Origin of the sequence: Vibrio sp. ER1A (assembly GCF_000733315.1) — a bacterium.
In the GTDB taxonomy this organism is placed as follows: Bacteria; Pseudomonadota; Gammaproteobacteria; order Enterobacterales; family Vibrionaceae; genus Vibrio; species Vibrio mediterranei.
Genome location: NZ_JPJA01000086.1, coordinates 1144600 through 1168333 on the forward strand (window position 1 = coordinate 1144600; position 23734 = coordinate 1168333).

A 23734-nucleotide genomic window follows, 5' to 3' on the forward strand; every position below is an offset into this window, starting at 1 on the left:
ACTCAAGGCTTTACGTTTACGTAAAGCCTTTCTTCTTATAATTAAGACTTCCCCTTATTAGCGGCTTCGCAACTTAGCGATATTTCCCAATGGTTCGTACAGTTTTACTATAGCCTCAGGGAGATGTGTCGATGAAAGCCTCAAAGGCGGCCGGTTATTCCGGTCGAGCGCTTCTTATTATATTTATGGTGATAACATTTAGCATCACTGCGATTGTCGTGCTGATGGTTGTCGATCGTGAAGCCGAGAAAACTATTGCTAAACTACAGTCCAATAGTGCACAGACTGAAATCCAAGCGGCTAAAAACTTTATGGATCAATTTTTTATTGCGACAGATATGCACATCTCTCATCTTGTCGAAGAACCAGCCATCATTGGAGCCGTAAGCGGTGGTGCACAAATAAATAGCCATCAGCATCAAGCCCATAATAACACTAACCACTCACACGGTAGTCATGGACACCAAAGCGGCACGGATGTTTTCAAACATCTTCATCAGTTTCACCTCTCAAATGTTGAAGTTAAATTTTGCTTGTTTAACTCAGAAGGTATCGTTGTGTTTAATACACTTCCTCAAGAAGGCCCTATTGAACAACGTCTCCAATTGTTAAGGCTTATTAAGTCCAGCTCAACCAACGAAACCGTTTATCTCTTACGAGAACAAAACGATCAGAAAATCATAAAGTTCTATAAGCCCATTTATGTCAAAGACCACCTTCAAGGCGTTGTCGTAGGTGCATTTCCCTTTTACAATGATAGCTTCTTCAGCAAGCTAAATAGCAATAACTCTCGTTGGTTTTCTCTAACACAACCCGGTTCAAAATGGCTAGAAACACCTCCAGGAGACAACTGGAAAGTCGAGAGTATTCAGTTGGCTAAATCTAACATTTCATTAGTTTTTGCAATTAATAACAATGCGTCAAATACGCAACGAGAAGAGCTACTAAGTCGTCTTGCTATTGCTCTTATTATCGCACTCTTAATCAGTTCAATTATTGTCTATCTTTTTGGTCGCAGGTTAATTATCAATCCTTTCCAAAAGCTTGAGCAATCTAGAACTCAGTTAGCACAACAAGCTGAGTTATTGATGAATAAAGAGCGTGAAGCAACTCGATTGGCCAACGTCGTGAAACATACGAGAGACGCAGTATTGATCACCGATAAACAAGGCCGTATCGAATGGGTCAACCAAGCTTTCGAAAGTATGACTGGCTTCCGTAAGGATGAAATCTTAGGAATTAAGCCAGGCACACTATTACAAGGTGAAGCTTCCAATGAAAAAGCGATTGAGAAACTGAGAAAAGCAGTCAAAGAGCACCAACCTACAAGAGTTGAGATCCTTAATTTTTCACGAACTAAGCAGCCCTATTGGGTTGATATCGAGATTTCTCCAGTTTTCAATTCTCATCGTGAATTAGATAAGTTTATTGCCGTAGAAAGAGATATAACCGCAACGAAGAAACTTCAGAGAAAGCTTGAAAATGCAGTAGTTGCGGCGGACTCTGCTAATATCGCTAAAACCCAATTCCTTGCCACCATGAGCCATGAAATAAGAACCCCGATGAACGGCGTCCTTGGGATGGTTCAAGTCATGTTGTCCGAGGCAAAAGAGCAAAAACAAAAGGAAAACCTCTCACTCATCCTAGAATCAGGCAATCACCTCATATCTATTCTTAATGATATTCTCGACCTAACCAAAGTGGAGCAGAATAAAATAGAGCTTGAAAGTAGTCCTTTTAACATCGAGCAGATCATTGCTCCGCTACGCTCTACTTACCAAGCTGTCTGTCAGGAGAAAGGTATAGGACTCAATATTGAATGCTATATTGATGCGAATACGACTTTTTTAGGCGATCGCAATCGTGTAAGGCAGGTTCTGTACAATCTTCTCAACAATGCCATTAAGTTTACTGAACGCGGTGGAGTTACAGTAGAAATAACCAATAATCCAACCACTCCATCATTACTCAGGTTTTCAGTGCAGGATAGTGGTATTGGTATTGAAACAAGTGCTTTGGAGAGAATTTTCGAACCCTTCGTACAAGCTGATGCCTCAACAACAAGAGAATATGGTGGAACAGGTCTTGGATTAGCTATTGTGAAGCAACTCGTCGAGAAGATGGGGGGCACAATTGATGCCACTAGCGAGCTGGGACAAGGAACTCGGTTTGAGTTTGAGATTAAACTGCCGGTGACCGATGGTGAATATATTAAACTAGTCGGCAATAAACAGCATTACCCGTCAGCGGTTCGTCCTCATCATATTCTTATCGTCGAAGATAATCGCGTAAACGCTATTGTTGCTTGCAAACTGCTGGGACTAGAGGGACATACTACCAACACCGTAACTAATGGCGCTCTAGCATTAGAAGCTCTGAATGAACAACATTACGACCTTGTTCTGATGGACAATCACATGCCAGTTATGGATGGCGTGGAAGCCTGTACACGCATTCGCAAACAGTTTGGATCTGGTTTACTTATTTTTGGTTGGACCGCTGATGTTTTCGCTGATTCAAAACAAGCGTTTATTGATGCTGGCGCCGATTGTGTTCTGCACAAACCACTAAAGAAAGATGAACTATGTGATGCCATTATGCAATTTTCTGATACTCAAGAGCATAGTCGCTATAAAGATTAACTTCGACAAATTATAAAATAGCCGAGTCTGAATGTTATGTAACGTCAAATATTCTTAGGTTTAGGTTAATAGCAAAGGACTCATTCTATCAATAATCCACATATAGCATGATATTCTGTCCTATTTAATACCTTCCAAATTAACAACAATATTATCAGCAGGTGCATTTACCTCTGAAGTCATGCGGTTATATTTATCTACAGAAAATTTAACTTACATCACATACATAACTCATCATTGATTAAAAATAACGCAACTAACACGTAAGACATTATATTTAATGAGAAATCTATCTATTAGTTCGTTAAGATGCATGTAAATAATATTAATAATCTACTTTCATTCGTCAGCCAAATGGAATTTGGTCTAATTATAAGTTGGAGAGGAAACCTTCAGTGAAACTGAACAATCTGTCTATTCGTACCAAGCTGCAAGCTATTGTCGTCTTCGCAGTTTTAATTCTATTTTCTCTTGGAACATTTAATCTATTAATACAAAAAGATGCTAGCTACGATCAAAGAAAAGATCGAGTTCGCTCAAATGTTCAAATCACCTACGAGATTGCGAAACATTATCAAAAGCTCGAATCTACGCTTGGCAAACAAGCTGCACAACAAGCTGCGATAGATGCAATTAGCCAAATTAGATACGACGGCAGTAACTATTTCTGGATAGCGAGTGCTTCTAATACAATTGTAATGCACCCTACGCAGCCACAACTAAATGGCACTAGTACAAACACACTTACAGATTCTAGGGGCAATCACTTTTGGCAAGAAATGTCATCCATTGCCAAAAGCACTGGCAGTGGTTTTCTTACCTACTATTGGCTAGGCCCGGACGGTGAGGAGTCCGAAAAGATTTCATTCGTAAACTATATCCCGGAATGGGACTGGATTATTGGTTCAGGTGTTCAAACCTCTGATATTGATAAAGCGTTTCAGAGCCAGCTTATAAAAGAGCTTATCGTAGACTCCGTAGCAGCACTTGTGCTCATCGTCATTTGCTTGCTTGTTGCACGTAACATCATCAAACCCATTGAATCACTCGTAACACAGGTTCATAAAGTCGCAGATGGCGACCTCACTGTCGATATGCAAACAGAGCGTCGTGACGAAATAGGTTATTTGAGTAACGAACTGAGTCGAATGATGGATAAGCTCAAAGAAACCATTAGCGCAGCCAAACGTTCAGCGGACTACTCTGGTCAATTATCCAGTAGCATTGCGGCCGCAAGTGAAGAAACCTCAACGAGCATAGATTCACAAAGCCAACAACTTGAGCAACTCGCTACCGCGATGAATGAAATGTCATCAACTATTCAAGATATCGCGGGTAACTCTGAAAGAACATCAGCAACCACAGAGGAAAGCAAAGACTTTGCTGCTCAAGGTAGCCGAAGCATGGGTTATACACTTAACAACATAGCCGGGATCTCCGATGACATCTCCAGTACCTACCAGTTAATGGAAGCGTTGAAACAAGGCGTCAATGATATTAGTAATGTCGTCAATGTTATTCATGAGGTCTCAGAGCAAACCAATTTACTCGCGCTTAACGCCGCGATTGAAGCAGCACGCGCTGGCGAGCAAGGTCGCGGTTTTGCGGTAGTAGCAGACGAAGTCAGAAACTTGGCAAGCAGAACCCAAGAGTCAACAGCTCAAGTACAAACTACCATCGACAAACTCAACGAACGTACAGATAGCGTGCTGTCTGTTATGGCTTCAAACCAAACCAAAGTGACAGAGAGCGTGGACCTTGCCTCACAGACTCAAGACAAACTTGATACTGCTGTCGCTAAGCTCAACGATACTTATGACATGGTGGCACAAATTGCGGCAGCAGCGGAACAGCAAGGAACAGTTGCGAATGAAGTGAACGAAAATGTCAGCATCGTTCATATGTCGATTAGTGAAATACGTCAGGCGAGTCAGAACCTTGCGGAGCAATCTCAATCTATGGCAGCAGCATCTGACGAGCTAAATCACAAACTCTCTTACTTCCGGGTCTAAAGCCAAAAAAACGCTCCATCTAAGATGGAGCGTTTTTCATTATCAATTGATAATCTCAGTTATTTTTGGTTGTACACCATGATAAAAGTGATGGGCACTGATGTAGCTATTGATGGCAATCCTGCAACCTCACGTAACTTTTCAATGCCCGCTTCAAGTCCAAAATCTGATGCTTGCACAATCACAGGATCCGTCGAGACAATGGCAATCTTATTTTCAGTCAATCGCATCACCGTTAGTTTGGCTGTGTAAGTTTTCTGCACGCCATGTAGATCCACGGTAAGGTCATTAACAATTGAGTACACTCCACCAATTTGGCTGTTGTCCAGTTGACTCATATCGACCACAGTGGTGATCGTCGTTTTGGCAAACTCTGCGACATTAAACAACATCGTTTGCATGCGTTCGTTACGAATAGGAATATTGGTCTCAACACTTGATAGGTCAATGACTACCGTAGCTTTACCATCATCGCTGATGGTCCCCGTCATTGAGGAAAAGTGATGCACTTCACTCACACTGTTTTTCTTGGTCGACACAAATTTTAATGACGAGTTATTGCCATCTAACATCCATTCGGCCTGCACTGGCAGCACGACTATGAAGGCCAACAACATGGTTACCATTCTGACTATCATTTTTTTCTCCTAACTGATCACTGACCTAGTTAGGTTTAGTCTAACCTACCGAGAAACGCCATTTTGCTTACCACGAACCTGCATAATCACCACAATCTCTCATTGTTCCGTCGTTCTCACTATTCCCACGATGGTTCTCACATTGCGAATATCGTGAGAGTTAATTCTATTACACTGAAATATATAGGATTATTACTAGGCATCGAATTTGCTTACCTCTGAATAACTCGCCTTTAAACATAAAAATAGAGGAATAAGCGATGAGAACAAGGAACGTCATCACACTAGCCAGTTTACTCCTACCATGGCAAGTTTATGCGCTTTCTGTAGCAGATTTAACCTTCGAGTCTGGCGCGGAGGCATCAAATTATTCAGCTAAGGGAAAGCCGAGTAATTTATATTCTGTTGCAGACACGTTACCTCAAGACGTATTAACCAATGTCTACTCCATGCTTCCAGAGGGTAGTGTCGTCAACAGTGCTTTCATTGCACCAGATAAATACTCAAGCATCGATATTGACGATGAACTAAACGGGGCAGAATATGCAACCGCCCGTATTACCTTCCTTAACGAAGGTGCTGGATATCGAAACAGCCTTGGCTATTTTGTTTTCGACACTGACAACCCTCCTACAGATAAAGATGATATTGATGCCCACATTATTGTCTTTCCCAATGCCTCAAAACCTGGAGAAGGAGAAATGCAAGAAGGGGATACGATTGACCTCGGCGTGCAACTGACTGCCAATCAAACACTCGCCTTCTTCTTGATTCCGAACGGCTGGGGCTGGGAGGGGAGCTACAACAATATTGCTAACTTTGGGAATTGGGGAACACCTTTTTATAGTTACCCAGCTTTGAATCCAGAAACTACCATGGAACACAGAAGGCATAACGTTGCTTTCCTTGATGTTCAAAATGAGTTTTTGGTATTGAGTTTTGAAGATATAAAACGTCCATCTGGCGATAACGACTTCAACGATCTCATCTTTACCGTTGAAGTCACTCCTTTTGAAGCCATTGATGGCGTAAACAATGATGGCACGACCGACTCCAAATATGAAACCCTTGTGCAAGAAAACGATCCTGACATTTCTATCACCTCGGTCTATCCCAGTTCAGATTCTATGGCCACTATCGCTTTTGAAGACCGCTGGCCATTAATGGGGGATTACGATTTCAATGATGTGGTGTGGAGCTATAAGATTACCGAGCAAATCAATGGACAACGCGAGCTGACCAACATCACCATCGACTACACACTGCAAGCTATGGGTGCTGGCTACTCTAATGGGTTTGCGCTCCAATTACCTAACGTCGATCCAAACAACCTTGCTTCGGTTACATTAACAAGAAATGGACAAAGCGTCAGCCATACTGTTCAACAAGCGTCAAACGACGAAACTATCTTAATCATAGCCGAAGACTTACGAGCAGAGTTATCCGCGCTAGGGGGACTGCCTCTTGGTTGTCATTTTTTCAAAACAGACAGCACGTGTCTGGCAATGCAACAGGACATTAGCTTGTCTTATCAACTTACTGTTGAATTGACCAATTCTGTGTCGCGCGACCTAATTGGTTATCCACCCTATGATCCGTTTATATTTGCCTCTGAAGGAGAATATCATGGCGATTTTGTTCAAACACCACCAGGGATGACTTGGCAAACACACATGAAGGCGTTCGGTGGTACAAGTTTTATGGATACCACCTTATTCGGGCTTCATGATGACCGCTCTGGCGGAGCACAATCGTTTCTATCAGAAAACAATATGCCTTGGGTGATTAATATTCGTGACCAATGGGACCACCCAAAAGAACTGGTTGATATTACTGTCGCCTACCCTAACTTTCCTAACTGGGTCACGAGTGCTGGAGAACAAGATAGCGATTGGTATCAATACGCGAGCGCAAACCAAGTAATCTCAAGTTCGGAACAGTAAGGAGTGTCCTATGATAAACCCAATAAAACCTCTCACTCTTTTCGCTGTCCTAGCCTCAATTGTTGCATGTGGCGGTGGCGGTGGCGGTGGCGGTGGCGGTCAAGATACTGCGAACACCACTCCGGCAAAACCCGTTGAAACCCCGACTGAAACACCAATTGAACGAACTGCAGACCTAGTGGCAGATAGAACATTTTCATTCGATGTAGGCCAGATCATCACACTGTCAATTGACAAAGGCAACGCAGGTAAAGGTGCGTTGCATATCTATAGTCAAGCCGCACACACTTTTGAAAATGGAGATGTCGCTGCTGAGCCAACTTCACGAGTGACGACCATTTATCCAGCCGAAACCGATGAAGTCACATTGCAAGTTAACAACAATTGGACCAAGATTTACGCTCAATGGGTGCCAATGACAAGTAGTGAAGAAGAGCAAACCTGGACTATTGATTTGAACCAAACCCAGAACGCTTACCATCTCGCTTTTTAACTTAGCTTGTATTGGGCTCGGCTCAATCCCTGAGCCCATATAACGTTTGGTTTGGTTTGACACTTCATTCATCACCATAGGCTATCGATAATAGTATTGATAACCATTATTGTTTGAGATACGATTGCGCTCTTTTGTTTCTCCCTTTCAGAATGAGCCAATCAATGAAATCACTACTCGCTAAAGGATTAAGCACGGTTTTTCTACTTTCGTTCGCTCTTATGGGTGCATCTGTACATGCACAGAGCCAACGCGTCATAACCGACCAACAAGGCAGTATCACCATCAAAGGAACACCAACTCGAGTCATCGCACTTGAATACTCGTTTGTGGACGCGTTAGCTGCTGTTGGTGTTTCACCGGTAGGCGTAGCTGATGACAAGAACATTGAGCGAATTCTTCCGGAGATACGCGAACTGATTAAACCTTGGCAATCAGTGGGCGTAAGACCTCAACCAAGCCTAGAAGCTATCTCACAATTAAAGCCAGATCTCATCATTGCTGATGCTGAGCGTCATAGCACGATTTACAACGATCTTATGGCCATCGCACCGACGATCTTGTTGAAAAGTCGCGGCGAAACTTACCAAGAGAATTTACAGTCTGCGATGAAAATTGGCATTGCAGTCAATAAAGCCGATGAAATGGCAGCACGTATCGAAAAACACCATAAAATCATGGACCGATACAAGGCTAAGCTTTCTTCGAATGAGTCGTTTCAGTTTGCTGTTGTAACCGATAAAGGTATGTGGCTTCATGGCCCAAACTCATATGCAGGGGGGGTGATTACTGCGCTTGGATTACATGGTCCAACGGTCCCAAAAACCGATAAAGCCTACATTGAAGTCAGCTTTGAGCAACTACTAAAAATCAACCCTGATTGGCTGCTGCTTGGCCCTTACAAGCCTCACACTGTTTATGATGACTGGCAATCAAATCCATTAAGCAAAATGCTGAAGGTAGAGAAAACAGAGCACGCCGTTAAGGTTTCTCCACAGCTCTGGTCATTAAACCGAGGTATTTTGGCAGCTGAAGGCATCGCCAAAAACCTCTCTGATATTATTAATCAACAGCACTAATTCAATATGCTTCAATCAACACAGTGCAAGCTCTGGCTTGCACTTATTGCTGGTACGTTGCTGAGCCTAAATCTCTCTTTAGTGGCGTGGTCTAGCTTTGACCTATCTTTTCAATCATTGCAGGGCTTCTGGCTACACTTTGATTCAGCCAGCATGGAACATCAAATCATCGCAACACTAAGAATGCCTCGTGTACTCAGCGGTGCATTAATTGGAGCTAACCTCGCTGTTGCAGGCGCTCTCATGCAAGGATTGACTCGTAACCCCCTCGCTTCACCATCCGTGCTTGCTATCAATTCTGGAGCGGCACTATTTATCGTGTTGAGTAGCTTTGGCTTCCTATCTTTATCCGTGCCAACCGCGGTAATGGGTGCGATAGGCAGCGCGTTTAGTGGTCTTTTAGTTATGTTTCTTGGTGGCGCTTTTGATGATCGTCCACACCCTGTGAAACTGGTACTGGCGGGCATCGCTATCAACGCTTTGCTGCTTGGACTCACACGCGCAACGATTATTCTTGCTGACGATCAAGCCTATAGCGTGCAATCTTGGCTCATTGGCTCAATTAGTAACTTAGATTGGCCTGCCCTACACCAGTTATTGCCAATTAGTGTTGTGGGGTTAGCGTTAGCGTGGGCGCTTGCTCATCCTCTCAACCTGCTAGTTCTTGGTAACGATGTCGCTACAGGCTTGGGCGTAAATACCAGCTTGATTCGATTACTGGCTTTCGTGGCTATTATTTTACTAACCAGTATCAGTGTTTCCATTGCAGGCCCTATTGGCTTTGTCGGTCTGTTAATTCCTCATATTGCACGCAAACTTGTCGGACACAGTTTCTTCGCTCTCATTCCCGCTAGCGCATTATTGGGAGCACTCTTAGTCATGTGTTCAGACGTACTTGCCAGAGGTATAGCCTTTCCCACGGAAACGCCGGTTGGTATCGTCACTGCGCTGATAGGTACACCCTTTTTCATTTTTCTTTCTATAAAAAGTCGGTTGAGCTCATGAGTAGAACTTGGCTAGTCCTTATCTCGACTACCCTCGCCCTGTCTGTTTTCAGTTTGTTAATAGGAGTCGCTGACTTATCGTTGTCGCAAATAACCATGACGGCCTTCAAAGGTGGCGAGTACGATTTCGTTGTCAATCACTATCGACTTCCACGCCTCTTCCTCGCCATTGGTGTTGGCGCTGGATTAGGAATATCTGGGGCGTTAGTCCAAGGTGTGATCCGCAACCCTCTCGCCTCACCAGATTTAATCGGCGTAAGTGCTGGTGCTGGGTTTGTTGCCACACTTTTGTTGACAGTATTCCCCAATGCACCAGTTTGGATGCTGCCAGTTGCCGCTATGATTGGTGGAGTATCTGTAGGGTTATTGCTGATCATCATCGCACGCTCAGTTCAACTACCCCCAGCCAGAATGGCACTTACGGGGATTGCTATTAGCGCCTTTCTTGCTAGCGGCATTGATTATTTATTAGTGGTACACCCCATCGAGATCAATACTGCAATGATTTGGCTCACCGGCAGTCTATGGGGACGAGGCTGGGAGCAGATGCCTTATATCTGGATGGGGCTTGCGATCTTACTGCCTCTTTCATTGTGGCTCGCATGGCGACTAGACATTATTGGTCTTGGCGATGAATCTGCCATTTCCCTTGGTGTCGAACTTAACAAAGTACAAGCCATGGCGCTGATTTGCGCCGTCATGCTTGCCAGTTTGAGTGTGTCTATCGCCGGAACGATAAGCTTTGTTGGTCTTCTCGCACCGCATCTCGCTAGGCTACTGTTCGGACATAATCATAAAGCTTTGCTGATGGGCTCCGCTGTTATTGGTGCACTTCTTGTCCTTACTGCCGATACCATCGCTCGAGGGATCTCGCCGCCGATCGAACTTCCTGCGGGCGTTCTAACCTCTGTCATTGGCGCACCCTATTTCATCTTCCTACTCAAACGTTACAAGGGCTGGTAATGCTGTCTGTCGAGAAATTGAACGTTGCCTATGGCAACAACACTATTATTGAAAATCTGAATTTGACGATTCCGAAAGGCAAAATTACTGCGCTTATTGGTCCTAATGGATGTGGAAAGTCCACGTTATTGAAAACGTTAGCTCGGATAAACAAGCCTAAATCTGGAAAAGTCCTACTTGATTCTACGCCCTTAGATGAGTACGGCTCCAAGTCATTGGCCAGACGTCTTTCTATGCTCCCACAAACCCATACCAGCCCGGAAGGCATCACGATTCAAAAACTAGTGGAGTATGGTCGCGCGCCTTATACCTCTCACTGGGGCAAATTGTCCCCTGAAGATAAAGCGATTGTAGCTAATGCAATGCAAGCAACTGGTGTAGATACACTTGCACAAAGCCCAATTGATGCGCTCTCTGGAGGTCAAAGACAACGTGCTTGGATCGCAATGATCGTCGCTCAGGATACTGAAATTGTGATGCTTGATGAGCCAACGACTTATTTGGATCTATCTCATCAAATTGAGCTCATGCGGATGATGCAAGATATGCATGCACAAGGAAAAACGGTGATTGTGGTACTGCACGATTTAAACCAAGCCTGTCGTTACTGCGACCATTTGGTGGTGCTAAAGCAAGGGCAACTCGTAACCCATGGCACTCCAAAAGACGTGTTTACCCAATCGTTATTAAAAGAAGTCTTTGACCTTGATGCGTTGGTGATTGAAGACCCTATTTCTGGTTCACCTATGTGTGTAGCACGATAATTATATCAATAGGTTATAGATCGCCATTCGTTAATAATAATAACGTTATTGATAACTATTATCAAAAGCATTAATATCGCCACCCTAATGAGAAACACAGTGGTAATCAGGACACATGGCAAATCAAACTGGGAAGAAAGTCGTCTCCCTTTCGCTTCTCGCTCTGTCAATCGGACAAGCATTTGCGACAGAAGAGGTAAACGAATCACAGCCAACAAACAAACAAAAAACTGACGAAAATATGGTCGTTACTGCGACCCGCTATAGTCAAGATACAGATAAAATTCCAGGCTCAGTTCATGTCATTTCAGAAAAAGAACTGGAACAACAAACTGCGGTATCCGATGACCTAACCAGTGTTATCGCCAACCTAGTTCCGGGCATGACGCCAAGTCGACAAAAGCTCTCTACCCAAGGTGAAAACCTTCGTGGACGTACTGCACTTATTATGGTTGATGGTGTTCCGCAAAATAACCCACTTCGCAATGGTAACCGTAACGGTTACACCGTAGATTCTTCAATGCTTGAGCGTGTGGAAGTGGTTCAAGGGGCAAGTGCCGTACAAGGTAACGGCGCCACTGGCGGTATCATTAACTACGTGACAAAAAGTGCTAAACCAGGCGACCATTGGAAGCAGACCGTTGGAACACGTGTAACCTCAAACCTAAAGGAAGATGGTACAGGTGGTAAAGTCTATTACAATCTAAGTCAGTATGACGAAGATTACGATCTCTTTATTGGCGGTGCGTGGGAGCAACAAGGGTTGTATTACGATGGTAATGGCAACCCAATCGGCATGAACTCTATCCAAGGTGAAACGCAAGATTCCAATGCCACAAACTTTCTCGCTAAAGGCGGCTATAACTTTGATGGCGGCAATCAACGCGTCAGCTTCAGTGCTAGTCGCTACCAACTAAAAGGCAACCAGAACTACGTTAGTGTTCCTGGCGACTGGCAAAATGGCATTCCGGGAACCGTAGTTCCGGGCACACCTTCTGGCGATCCTACGTCAAACTATGCGGAACTGTATAACTTTGGTTATGACCACTATGACTTCTTTGGTGGCGAGCTGAAATTCCAAGCCTTTTACCAAGACTTTGAAGCGGTATTTGGTGAAGCATCATGGTGGCCCACCGCAAGCAAACAATACGATCAAGGCGCTATCGTATCGACCAAAAAAGGCTTTAAGCTAAGTTATGTCAAAACCGATCTTCTAGGTTGGGATGACAGCTGGGTCGTTGGTCTAGACGGTCTGGAAGATACCACTAAGCAAAAACTCACTCAATCTGGTAAAGATGTAACTCCAGATATGATGTACCAGAGCTTAGCTCCCTTTGTTCAGGGCGATATGCTAGTCACCGATTCTCTACGCCTTTCAGGTGGTGTTCGCTTTGAGAATACCAAAGTAACGGTTGCAGATGGTCAAACCTTGTGGGGCTATGGTAACGCAGGGCATCGTCAGGTTGATATTATTGGCGGAGAGCAAAACTTTTCTCAAGCCGTCTTTAATGCTGGCGCTGTTTATGACTTTACCCCAAACATCAGTTCATTCGTTGGCTTTAGCCAAGGCTTCGGCTTGCCAGACATTGGACGCGTACTGCGTGGTAACTGGATCGGAGGCCCAACCGTCGTTGCTCCTGTAGGCGGTGCACCTATCGACTTCAACACCATGCCGGCGGTGAAACCTGTTGTAACGGATAACTACGAAGTGGGGCTAAGCTACAGCGATGACAAATGGTTTGTTAGTGGTAGTACTTATATGTCTATCGCTAAAGATGGTGCGAACCTAAGCCTTAACAGCGGCGGTACTTATGATGTTGTGCGCCAACGCACCGATATTAAAGGTTACGAGTTCACCGCGACCTACAATATTTTGCCTACGACGCAGATTCAGGCACTGTATGCTCACGTAGAAGGTCAAGTAGATACCAATCAAGATGGCTCGGTGGATAGCGACATGGATCTTAAGAACCTGTCTCCTGATCGCCTATTGATGGCGGTCAACCACAGCTTCTCTGACCGTTGGAATGGTCGCCTACAATACAACCATATGTTCTCTCGAAGTAAAGAGCAAAACGATGCCGGTAGTGCACAGCAGTTTGACGGCTATGGCTTGATGGATGTGTCTATGTTCTACGATATGCAGCGTTACGGTCGTATCAGTGTCGGTATTGAAAACCTATTGAACGAGCAGTACATTAACTACTTTAGCCAGATACGCCACCACAATGCGTATTACTTCTCTGGCCGTGGTCGAACATTCAGTCTAGGTTACGAAATCGATTTTTAATCACTGGCAACACAGAGCAATAAAAAAGCCCGCTTCAATGAAGCGGGCTTTTTACATTCGAACCGGCAACTATATAGCTAATAGCTGTTGCTTAATCGCATCGTCAGTAAAAGCAGCATTAACGCTATTGCGATAGATATGCATATAGTCTTCTTCGGACAATCCAAACTGCTCAATTACCAACTGAACTTCTTTCGTCATTGTCGTATTCGATACGGTGCGATTATCAGTATTGATGGTGACTGGAATACCACGCTGACGGAAATCCTCAATCGGGTGTACAGTCATGCTTTCCACCGCTTTTGTCTGTACATTACTGCTCGGACACGTTTCTAACGCCACTTGTTTTTCATGCACTAAGTCAAACGCTTGTTGATGAGTGGCGATATGAATGCCATGTCCCACACGCTCTGCACCTAACATGGTAATGGCATCGTAAACGTTCTGCCCTTCGCCTTGTTCACCAGCGTGAATCGTGACGTTCAAACCCTGCTCTTTTGCATATTTCGCAAACGGAACAAATTTCTCACAGAATCCAAGCTCTTCTCCACCCGCGAGGTCAAATGCTGCTACTCCTTTACCTAGGTACGCAGCACCAACATCAATAACATCATTAATCTCATCGGTTGGCATATGGCGTAGCAAAGACAGAATAATGTTGCCTTTAATGCCGTGTACTTTTTCTGCTCGTTTCATACCAGCCACTACTGAGCTGATGATTTCTTCAATATTCAGACCTTGCTCTCTGTGTAAGAGAGGGCCAAAACGAACTTCCATATACTTAACATTTTCAAGTGCCGCATCTTCATAGACTTCAAAGGCGATACGTTCCAAGGCTTCTTTGGTCTGCATCACAGATAAAGGTAGATCAAAACGCTTTAAATACTCGAGTAAGTTTGGGCACGTCTCAGGGGCAATCATCAAGTCACGAACAACTTCAATATCCTGAGAGGGAATATCAACACCTTGGATAGAGGCAAGTTCGATGATGGTTTCAGGTCGCACGCTGCCATCTAAGTGACAGTGAAGGTCGATTTTGGGTAGTTGTTTATAGTTCATCGTTACCTCTCTTGGAATCATTGATAAGCCTCATTCTTCCATTTACTCATTCCGGCTCCATGCAGAAAGGCGACAAGTGTATGCACTTGTTACATAAACATACATGAGCCACGTCGAAGAGCTCAAGGAAATGGAGAGCATTTATACTGATTAATCTAATACAAAGCCACCTCAACTGCCTATTTTTTAGTGAGATAGTTCACTTTTTTGCGGTTAAACGTTTGCTTTTGAAAAGTGGAGTTCATAGATATTCATGCTCCACACAACCAGACAGTTCCCACACAATTCACGACATTTCCTACACAGACGTCAGATTCGAAACTCTTTAGAGTACGCCCCGAAACAAGTTACAAGACTATTTAAGGTATCAGAATGAAAAAGGCAGTGGCACTCGCTTTAACAGCTCTATTCGCAACTAGCGCATTTGCAGGCGCAGCAGATCCAGGTTTTTACGTGGGTGGTGGTTATGGTTTAACAAAAAGTAAAATCAAGAATCTAGACGAGAAAAATGAAGGCTCAATTGATGCAGGCCACGCCCTAAGAGCTTATGGCGGTTACAGCTTTAACCGTATCGTTTCTCTTGAAGGTTCATACACTAAATATGGTAAAGCGGAAGCAGATAACGGATACTCGTGGGATCCAACTGCTCTAGCGCTAACTGCAAACCTTGGCTACACATTTGACAGCGGCTTCCGTCCATTTGCTACTGTTGGTCTATCTTACCTGGATCTAAACGAGGCAGGCAGCAAACTATTCACTAGTGATACAGGTACAGCATTCCGTTACGGTATCGGTGTTGAATACATGCCAGCACAAGTTGAAGGTCTTGGTATTCGTCTAGCTTATGAAGCTGACGCATTCAAAATCGAGAGCGTTCAGGAACATAATAGTGACACACTTAACATTGGTTCTCTGTACCTAGGCGCATCATACAAATTCTAAGCTATCCAAAACACGTCAGTTAGCTTAACAACGATCAAAGCCACTTCCCTCGAAGTGGCTTTTTATTTATGCCGGCCTAAAAAGACCAACCCGCTTTGAAGATAGATGTAGCCCCACTTCAATCAACCTGAAGAATCTGACTAACGCCTACACTTCCGGCCCAGCCTTCATTTTCGACAATAAAATCCACGCTGGGAGTAACACCCAGATAGCGAAACCGAGTATTGGGGAAGAAGAAACGGTCATAGTCATCTACTGAAAAATATATAGGTGACGAATGTGGTGTGCCTATATTGGCTCATCTGGACCTTTCTTTGCCCGTACTTGACCTAACTTGACGTGAGGCAAACTTCCATTCCTTGCCAGACCCTGCATTTATCACCTAATGAGAATGAGCCGCAAGATTTTTGTTTCCTTTCTTATTCAGTAGGAATATAAATTGCGTAATTGGTTTTGATAATAGATAACACAGATATGGGAAATACACAGCAACCCACTACTCAGGTTAATGAAAAGCCACTGCAACTTTTAATGCAAGTTGCCGTGTCTGATACGCCTGTTTCAGCAAAAGATTTAAGCATTCAACTCGGCGTTCCTCTCAGCAGTCTTTATCGTCATATAAAGCTGCTTAAAGAGTGGAACCTTATTGAAGAGAGTCCACACGACAAAACACTGATTGTTGGTCCAGCTGCTCTGATGTTGATGCACAGCTATCAGTCGAGTACACACAACCTAGAAGCAATAGAGAGCATATTGTTCCGACTACAAAAGCAGACTGGTGAGATGTCAGCTTACATGGTACCAGTTGGCTATCGTGCTCTATGTGTCAGCTTGCAAGAGAGTGCGCAAGCACTTCGCTGCAGCTATGTAAGAGGACAGAGCCAACCTTTGCTTCGCGGGGCTTCATCTAAAGTGATGCTGGCTTATTTACCAGAATCTCGTTGCGAAAAAATACTGCGTCATTTTGGTGAACACGAAAACGTCACTGATTGGAATAAGGATCTGGAGCAGATTCGCCGTCAGGGATTTGCCATCAGTACGTCTGAGTTCGACCCCGGGGTAACGGGCATCAGTGCGCCAGTAATGAAAGGCTCGAAATTAATTGGTGCTGTTTCCATTATGGCTCCTGCCTATCGTGTAGAAGCCAACAAGGACAGATTCATTCTACATGTATTGCAAGCAGCAAGGGCGCTGCCACCAGAAAGGTAATTCATCATGCTCAACGTCTTCAAACAAATCTGGAAACGTCGTTATCATCCTGCTTTAGAGAGCCAACTTTCCGTATTCACGGTATCTGAAGCTATCAAGCCTATGAATAATGCCCAGTTTGAAGACGCTGACTCCCTCCTAGAAACCGCCTACGACTGGTTAAGCTCACAACAAAATTCTCATTCAATGAGAAAAATTGGCCATTATCCGATTCTGGGTAGTTACTGCTCCGAAAGACCTTACTTCGAAAGCCCGGTTGCGAAACGCGACTTCACTGGTCAACTCAACCAGCAACTTGCGGTTGGTGCAATGCCGCTCGTCATTACCAATTGCCACGAAACCTTGCTCGACATTATTCCCAATCTACTGATCGACAAAGATGAAATTGGTATTGTAAACATCAACGCAGCATTGCTACTCGATCAATGTCTTGATGTCACAGTCGGTTCAATGCTGCATTTCGCACTTAACCGATATAATGAGTGCCGCGCTTTTCATATCGGCATCGACAATAATCGCTGCAACAAAAAACAGTTAGAGTACGCGGAAGATATGGGATGTGATTGGCTTCTTTCAAATGAAGTGGTGTACAGAAATCGAGCAATGATAAAAGAGCAGCTTGCGCGATTTATCAGTCACTGCGACAGACTGGTTGTAACCATCGATCTGCCTTCTATTTCGAGACACAACTCAAACCTAGAGAAGCACAAGCTCGATGTGGCTATGGTATTGCGAGTGCTACGTCAGTGTTTAGCTTCAGATAAGGTGCTATTAGTTCAGCTTGTGGGTGCTAAGGAACAACACATTTACTCTAAACCAACCCAGCTTCTTGTCCAAGAAACAGGGCTGTTCTTTTCCTAGATATATCAATCGTTATACCTGATAGCGAGCCAAGAAGAGCTCAGCAGTAGATAGCGCAAGTTGCTGAGCAACTTCGTCGGTCAACGTGTCCGTCATTCCCATTAATTGTGGCCAGAAGCAACTACCTTTAATTATGCTATGCAACTGAACGCTTGCCACACTAATATCTGGAATAGTCAGTTGTTGTTGATCATTCTTGTGCTCTAACCATTTGTATAAGGCAGTTTCTTGCTTCGACATTTTGTCCGCTTGGGCTTTCAGTTCCTCTGGTCGATAAAAGTAATGTCCAAACGCAACCTTCGACAAATCAATATAAGCAGGATTGTTCAAGATGCCTATCTCATGCGACAGTAAATAGACTAGCTGTTGTTTGAGATCCATCGACGCCAAAGGTTGCAAGTCAACATCCATCATAGATTGTCGCCACAAATCCGATAGCAAACTCATAACTAATACTTCTTTTGACTCGAAGTGATTATATACCGTTCGCTTCGAGACACCGGCCATCGCCGCGAGTTTATCCATACTCGTATTATGTACACCAAACTCGTGAAACGCGTGTTTAGCCGCCTCAATAATCGCTTCGCGCTTCATCTCGCTTCGCGTTTTTTTCTTTTCTGTCATTGGGTTACTCGACAACTCAAATTTTTCTTTCCGTATTTTACACTAATCAGTTTACTTTTCACATTTTAAAAGTAAACTACACTGGATAGTTTACAAAGAGACTTTAGCTATCGTTCTCTTTACAGCCAGTCTTTTAGTCGCGATAGGAAATATCATGAGAAAGTCACTAATCGCCTCAATAGGAGTTCTAGCAATGAGTACCACTGCCTTAACCGCTTGCAGCAACACAGAGAAAGACCCCGAGCGTTATCCAGATAAATACGTCAATACTGAGTTGGAATACCAATCGAGCTTTAGCGACATCGTTAAGATCATGAAGTCTTATTTCACCACTGAGCGCGATGCCCCAACTCCGACCTTCGACTTACCGGTACATGTGATGACATCAGAACAATTGTTGGGTGAGCAACAAGATGTGGTTTATCGGCTAGGACATTCTAGCGTTATTATGAAGCTAGATGGCCAGTTGGTCATGGCAGATCCAGTTTTCAGCGATAGAGCATCTCCGGTGCAATGGGCTGGGCCTAAACGCTTTCATAAGACGCCAATATCCCTAGAAGATTTACCGCAGATAGATGTGGTTATCATCAGTCACGACCATTACGACCACTTAGACAAAGCCTCAGTCAAAGCACTGGTAGATAAAGTTAATCACTTTGTTGTGCCACTAAAAGTAGGTGATTATCTTGTGAAATGGGGAGTACCTAAAAACAAGATTACCGAACTTGCATGGTGGGAATCGCATGAGGTCAACGGTATCACATATACCCTGACACCGACTCAGCACTTCTCTGGTCGTGGCTTAACGGACCGTGATTCTACCCTTTGGGGTAGCTGGGTCATTAACAGTCTACAAGCCAAGGTGTTCTTTTCTGGAGACTCTGGTTACTTTGGAGGATTTGCTGAGATTGGCGAGAAATATGGACCTTTTGATTTTACTATGATTGAAACTGGCGCCTACAACAAGTTGTGGTCACAAATCCACATGTTCCCTGAAGAAAGCGTTCAAGCCCATATCGACGTTAAAGGTAAGGTCATGATGCCTATTCACAACAGCACTTTTGATTTGTCCATGCACGATTGGCATGAACCGATGAACAGAGCCCTTGAGATAAGCCAGGAACGCGGGGTCACTATGGTCTCGCCAGAAATTGGACAGCGTTTGGAAATTCACAATCCAATGCCAATTAAGCAATGGTGGAATCAATGAAGCTAATTCACTCACTTCTGATAGGTGGACTGCTGATAGGCTCCAACGCCTTCGCCAATACTGAGGAAGATGTACAATACCTGATCAATCAAATGCGACAATCTGATTGCGACTTTATACGTAACGGTGATAGCCATAACGGTAAAGAAGCAGCAGAACACTTAACCCGAAAGTGGAACTACGCTAAGGATGATGTAGCCTCTATTCAGATATTTGTTGAAGAAGTAGCGTCGAAAAGTTGGTTCACCGGCACACCCTACTACGTTATCTGCCAAGGTAAACAAACTACAAGTGTTGACTGGCTAACTCAACAATTAAAACTGAAGTAACATTCTTTTGATGCCTAGGCGTTTGGTTGAAAACCAAGCGCCTTTCTTATGCCCCTCCTCCCTGATATTCACCCTGACCCACACAATAGAGATGTCTAATTTTCAACCAAAAATCGATACATAATTTTAACAATTAAAATTTTTATACATTTTTATTGCATAAATAACACCTCTGATAGTATAGTTCACACAATGATTTTTAATGCAGTAAATCAGCATGGGTATTCAAGCAAACAACCTCAATAAGTTCTACGGCACGACGCAAGTTTTGCACGATGTCAGCTTTCATTGCGGCAAGGGGGAAACCTTGGTTCTCTTAGGTCCGAGTGGTGCTGGTAAAAGCTCTCTACTTCGCTTGTTAAATTTGCTGGAAATGGCAGATGGCGGTGCGCTCAGTATTGCGAATAATAACTACGATTTCGATCATCAAGTATCTGAAAAACAAGGTCTAGCGCTTCGCAAGCAAGTCGGGATGGTTTTCCAACAGTACAACCTTTGGCCGCATATGACGGTAATGGAGAACTTAATTGAAGCACCCACTAAGGTTGCAGGCGTCTCGAAAGAGCAAGCCACACAAGAAGCCTTAAAAATGCTTTCTACACTTCAACTCGCTGATAAAGCCGATGCGTGGCCACTACAACTATCAGGTGGTCAGCAACAGCGTGTTGCTATTGCAAGAGCATTGATGATGAAACCTGAAGTCTTGCTCTTTGACGAACCAACAGCGGCGCTTGATCCTGAGATCACAACTCAGATCGTCAATATTATCAATGAGTTGAGCGAAACGGGCATCACCCAAGTGGTGGTTACACATGAAGTTGATTTTGCTAAAAAAATTGCCAGTCATGTTCTTTATCTCGAAAAAGGCCGAGTCATCGAACATGGGACAAAAGACGCATTTAAAAAACCTGCTACTCAAGCTTTTGCTGACTACTTAACACACTGAATAACAATGGAGATTGCGTTTCATCGCAATCTGACATGGAGAATTATTATGAAAAAAATGTTACTTGCTTCACTGATTGGTCTGGCTTCTACCGGCGCAATGGCACAACAAGAAATCAAATTTGCAATGGAAGCGACTTACGCACCATTCGAATATGTCGATGAAAATAACCAGATCCAAGGTTTTGATGTCGACCTTGCTAACGCGCTATGTACACAGATTGAAGCCAAATGTAGCTTCCATAACCAAGCCTTTGATAGCTTAATTCCTGCACTTAAGTTCAAACGCTACGACGCAGCGATTTCTGGTATCGACATTACTGAAGCCCGTCAGCAGCAGGTAAGCTTTACCAATGCTTATTACGACAACTCAGCGGCTTTCGTAGCGATGACAGGTAAGGTTGCATCACAAGCAGTATTAGAAGGAAAGCGTGTAGGTGTTCAAAACGGTTCAACACACCAAAGCTACCTTTTAGAGCAAATGCCAGGCGTAACAGCCGTACCTTATGGCAGTTACCAAGATGCGTTCATCGATATGCAAAATGGTCGTATTGATTCCGTATTCGGCGACACGGCAGTTGTCGCAGAATGGTTTAAGAAAGATGGCAAACTGGCTTATGTTGGTGACCAAATCACTAACCAAAAATACTTTGGTAATGGCTTCGGCATCGCTGTAAACAAAGACAACCAAGCATTGGTTGACCAGCTAAATGCAGCACTTAAAACAGTAAAAGAAAACGGCGAATACCAAGCTATCTTCGATAAGTACTTCGGGAATTAATATGGGTTTAACGGGTTACTCAGCGTCACTCGTACAGGCAAGTTGGGTAACCATCCAACTTGCTTTCGTCAGCCTTTTGGTTGGCTTAGTACTGGCGATCATTTTTGCTGGTGGCGAAATGTCTCGTCACAAAATCATCTCTTGGCCAACCACGGCAATTGTCACCATTATTCGTGGCTTGCCAGAACTTCTAGTCGTTCTGTTTATCTTCTTTGGTTCTACACAAGTCTTGTTTTTGATTACGGGAGATTTCATTGAGGTTAGCCCGTTCTTAGCAGGTGTCATCGCACTCTCGTTGATTTTTGCCTCTTATGCAGCACAAACCATTCGTGGAGCACTAAAGGCAGTACCCAGTGGCCAGCGAGAAGCTGGCAGTGCATTAGGCCTAAGTCGTGCACGTGTTTTCTTTAGAATAGTGCTGCCACAAGCGGTTAAGCATGCCCTACCCGGACTCACCAATCAGTGGCTCGTACTATTAAAAGATACTGCTTTAGTCTCACTAATTGGCGTTACAGACTTAATGAAACAAGCACAATTAACCTCTGCGGCGACACATGAAGCGTTTACTTGGTATGCGACCGCAGCGGCGATTTATCTTGTCATCACATTGATTACTCAAAAAGCAGTAAAAGTACTAGATAAAAAGTTCTCCTCAAAAGAAATGGCCGTCGGTAGCAAAGGAGTCACAGCATGAATCAACAACATGTTTGGCAAATGGTCGATGGCTTGCAAACAAGCCTACAGCTTACTGTTGTAGCACTAATCGTAGGCTGCCTACTTGCGTTGCTGATGACACTTAGCTTGATTCTTCGAACGCCAGTAGTTCACTGGCTAACGCGTGGTATCATCACTCTTTTTACTGGTACACCGCTATTGGTTCAGATCTTTCTGGTCTACTACGGACCGGGGCAGTTTGAAGTCATTAGAGAAAGTTTTTTGTGGACATGGCTAAGCCAACCTTGGTTCTGTGCCATGCTTGCCCTTGCACTTAACACCGCGGCGTACAGTACTCAACTATTTAAAGGCGCGTTCAATGCTATTCCATCAGGTCAATGGCAGGCATGTCGTGCACTAGGGATGGATATGAAAGCAACGCTACGTGTCTTGCTTCCGTTTGCGATTCGCCGAGCGATCCCTGCTTACTCGAATGAAGTAATCTTAGTATTTAAAGGCACATCGCTGGCCAGTACCATCACTATCATGGATATCATGGGCTACGCACAGCGTATCAATGCTCAAACTTACGATACACTCGTCGTCTTTAGCGTGGCAGGGCTTTTCTATCTTGGGGTAAATGGCATTCTTACTTTGATCTTTAGACAAGTTGAGAAAAAAGCTCTGGCTTTTGAAGCGGCACGCTAAATCCACTGGCGCTGAAAAAGAATATCACCTGAAAAAGTGGAGCAAGCGCTCCACTTAAATCATGACTTTCAGAGAGAATACCAACACATCTGTAAACAGGGCAGTTTCAAATCCCAAATGCTTATAATGTAATGTTAGAGTCGGAGCAACAACGGGAGTGATGCCACCAAGCTGTACGCTGTTCTGCTCTTTTGTGTATCCTGTAATCCCCCCCAATCTTATGCCAACTTTTGCCCAAGGCGTCCAGTCGAACTGAGGGTGGTAAGACAAGATATACGAACGCGTATCAAAACTGTTTAGTAGCGTAAATGCTTCCCATCTTTTGTATCGAACACCAACGATGTAGTTATCTTGGTTTCTGCCCGTAGACGTTAAGTGCTCAGTCCAACCCGCAAACGTAACGTCAACATCACCTTTCCATTCATCAGCCTTATGATTTTCTTCTTTGACAGATTTTTCTATCGCAAACACAGTAAAGCTAGTTGCGATAAGAACAATGAGCAACACAATGCGGCGTACCATACCAGTTTTTCCGAATACAACATGGGGAACGCTATGCTACAAAAAGTCTACTCGGTTTATTG

General features: G+C 44.0%; 22 protein-coding genes. 18 read left to right on the forward strand and 4 right to left on the reverse strand.

The genetic code is table 11. The features are described 5' to 3' along the window. Positions 1–131: 131 nt before the first annotated feature. Both HW45_RS12200 and HW45_RS12205 read left to right on the forward strand, forming a co-directional pair. Positions 132–2642, forward strand: coding sequence for a PAS domain-containing hybrid sensor histidine kinase/response regulator (locus tag HW45_RS12200; protein ID WP_051868027.1), 2511 nt, complete (start codon positions 132–134; stop codon positions 2640–2642). Positions 2643–3037: 395 nt separating this feature from the next. Beyond that, complete coding sequence (locus HW45_RS12205) at positions 3038–4654, forward strand: methyl-accepting chemotaxis protein (protein ID WP_038227171.1); 1617 nt, start codon at positions 3038–3040, stop codon at positions 4652–4654. Between the two features lie 59 nt (positions 4655–4713). On the opposite strand, the gene HW45_RS12210 is transcribed toward HW45_RS12205, so the two are convergent. Further along, on the reverse strand, positions 4714–5292 hold the full coding sequence (locus HW45_RS12210) for a YceI family protein (protein WP_051868031.1): 579 nt from the start codon (positions 5290–5292) through the stop codon (positions 4714–4716). 260 nt (positions 5293–5552) lie between these two features. Here HW45_RS12210 and HW45_RS12215 point away from each other — a divergent pair, with 260 nt between their 5' ends. From HW45_RS12215 to HW45_RS12245, 7 genes are all read left to right on the forward strand, one after another. Further along, a complete protein-coding gene (locus HW45_RS12215; protein ID WP_038227172.1) occupies positions 5553–7235 on the forward strand; it encodes an LruC domain-containing protein in 1683 nt (560 codons plus the stop codon). Between the two features lie 10 nt (positions 7236–7245). Further along, on the forward strand, positions 7246–7728 hold the full coding sequence (locus tag HW45_RS12220) for a hypothetical protein (protein ID WP_006074613.1): 483 nt from the start codon (positions 7246–7248) through the stop codon (positions 7726–7728). A 95-nt stretch (positions 7729–7823) separates the two neighbouring features. Further along, entirely contained in the window at positions 7824–8807 is a 984-nt protein-coding gene (locus HW45_RS12225) for a Fe(3+) dicitrate ABC transporter substrate-binding protein (RefSeq protein ID WP_443083038.1), read from the forward strand. Between the two features lie 6 nt (positions 8808–8813). Next, positions 8814–9812 carry a FecCD family ABC transporter permease gene (locus HW45_RS12230; protein WP_051868033.1) on the forward strand — a complete coding sequence of 333 codons (999 nt, stop codon included), beginning with the start codon at positions 8814–8816 and terminating at the stop codon, positions 9810–9812. Then, positions 9809–10774, forward strand: a complete 966-nt coding sequence (locus tag HW45_RS12235; protein WP_038227174.1) for an iron chelate uptake ABC transporter family permease subunit — start codon at positions 9809–9811, stop codon at positions 10772–10774. Before HW45_RS12230 ends, HW45_RS12235 begins: the two co-directional genes overlap by 4 nt. Next, positions 10774–11538: a Fe(3+) dicitrate ABC transporter ATP-binding protein FecE gene (gene fecE, locus HW45_RS12240; protein ID WP_038227175.1), complete on the forward strand. Its 765-nt coding sequence runs from the start codon at positions 10774–10776 to the stop codon at positions 11536–11538. Before HW45_RS12235 ends, fecE begins: the two co-directional genes overlap by 1 nt. 115 nt (positions 11539–11653) lie before the next feature. Beyond that, on the forward strand, positions 11654–13828 hold the full coding sequence (locus HW45_RS12245; protein WP_038227176.1) for a TonB-dependent receptor: 2175 nt from the start codon (positions 11654–11656) through the stop codon (positions 13826–13828). A gap of 69 nt (positions 13829–13897) precedes the next feature. On the opposite strand, the gene add is transcribed toward HW45_RS12245, so the two are convergent. Then, positions 13898–14887, reverse strand: coding sequence for an adenosine deaminase (add, locus tag HW45_RS12250; protein WP_038227770.1), 990 nt, complete (start codon positions 14885–14887; stop codon positions 13898–13900). A gap of 372 nt (positions 14888–15259) precedes the next feature. On the opposite strand from add, the gene HW45_RS12255 reads away from it, so the two are divergent. From HW45_RS12255 to HW45_RS12265, 3 genes are all read left to right on the forward strand, one after another. Continuing rightward, positions 15260–15829, forward strand: a complete 570-nt coding sequence (locus tag HW45_RS12255) for a porin family protein (protein ID WP_038227177.1) — start codon at positions 15260–15262, stop codon at positions 15827–15829. A 474-nt stretch (positions 15830–16303) separates the two neighbouring features. Then, positions 16304–17038 carry an IclR family transcriptional regulator gene (locus HW45_RS12260; protein ID WP_038227178.1) on the forward strand — a complete coding sequence of 245 codons (735 nt, stop codon included), beginning with the start codon at positions 16304–16306 and terminating at the stop codon, positions 17036–17038. Positions 17039–17044: 6 nt separating this feature from the next. Then, on the forward strand, positions 17045–17899 hold the full coding sequence (locus HW45_RS12265) for a hypothetical protein (RefSeq protein ID WP_038227179.1): 855 nt from the start codon (positions 17045–17047) through the stop codon (positions 17897–17899). Between the two features lie 12 nt (positions 17900–17911). Here HW45_RS12265 and HW45_RS12270 read toward each other — a convergent pair whose 3' ends face one another. Beyond that, the gene (locus tag HW45_RS12270) at positions 17912–18523 is read right to left on the reverse strand and encodes a TetR/AcrR family transcriptional regulator (protein WP_038227180.1); all 612 of its coding nucleotides are present in this window, start codon (positions 18521–18523) and stop codon (positions 17912–17914) included. Between the two features lie 154 nt (positions 18524–18677). Between HW45_RS12270 and HW45_RS12275 the strand changes: the two genes are divergently transcribed. The 6 genes from HW45_RS12275 to artM all read left to right on the forward strand — a co-directional run bounded on the left by HW45_RS12275 (position 18678) and on the right by artM (position 23150). Then, positions 18678–19733 carry an MBL fold metallo-hydrolase gene (locus HW45_RS12275; RefSeq protein ID WP_051868035.1) on the forward strand — a complete coding sequence of 352 codons (1056 nt, stop codon included), beginning with the start codon at positions 18678–18680 and terminating at the stop codon, positions 19731–19733. Beyond that, complete coding sequence (locus HW45_RS12280) at positions 19730–20062, forward strand: DUF5329 family protein (protein WP_038227182.1); 333 nt, start codon at positions 19730–19732, stop codon at positions 20060–20062. Before HW45_RS12275 ends, HW45_RS12280 begins: the two co-directional genes overlap by 4 nt. Positions 20063–20279: 217 nt before the next feature. Further along, the gene (gene artP, locus HW45_RS12285) at positions 20280–21008 is read left to right on the forward strand and encodes an arginine ABC transporter ATP-binding protein ArtP (RefSeq protein ID WP_038227183.1); all 729 of its coding nucleotides are present in this window, start codon (positions 20280–20282) and stop codon (positions 21006–21008) included. 48 nt (positions 21009–21056) lie between these two features. After that, on the forward strand, positions 21057–21788 hold the full coding sequence (locus HW45_RS12290) for an arginine ABC transporter substrate-binding protein (RefSeq protein WP_038227184.1): 732 nt from the start codon (positions 21057–21059) through the stop codon (positions 21786–21788). Position 21789: 1 nt separating this feature from the next. Continuing rightward, positions 21790–22482, forward strand: coding sequence for an arginine ABC transporter permease ArtQ (gene artQ, locus HW45_RS12295; RefSeq protein WP_038227185.1), 693 nt, complete (start codon positions 21790–21792; stop codon positions 22480–22482). Continuing rightward, complete coding sequence (gene artM, locus HW45_RS12300) at positions 22479–23150, forward strand: arginine ABC transporter permease ArtM (RefSeq protein ID WP_006074674.1); 672 nt, start codon at positions 22479–22481, stop codon at positions 23148–23150. Before artQ ends, artM begins: the two co-directional genes overlap by 4 nt. A gap of 54 nt (positions 23151–23204) precedes the next feature. Here the strand turns inward: artM and HW45_RS29740 are convergent, their stop codons facing one another. Next, entirely contained in the window at positions 23205–23672 is a 468-nt protein-coding gene (locus HW45_RS29740) for a hypothetical protein (protein ID WP_197498262.1), read from the reverse strand. Positions 23673–23734 lie beyond the last annotated feature (62 nt).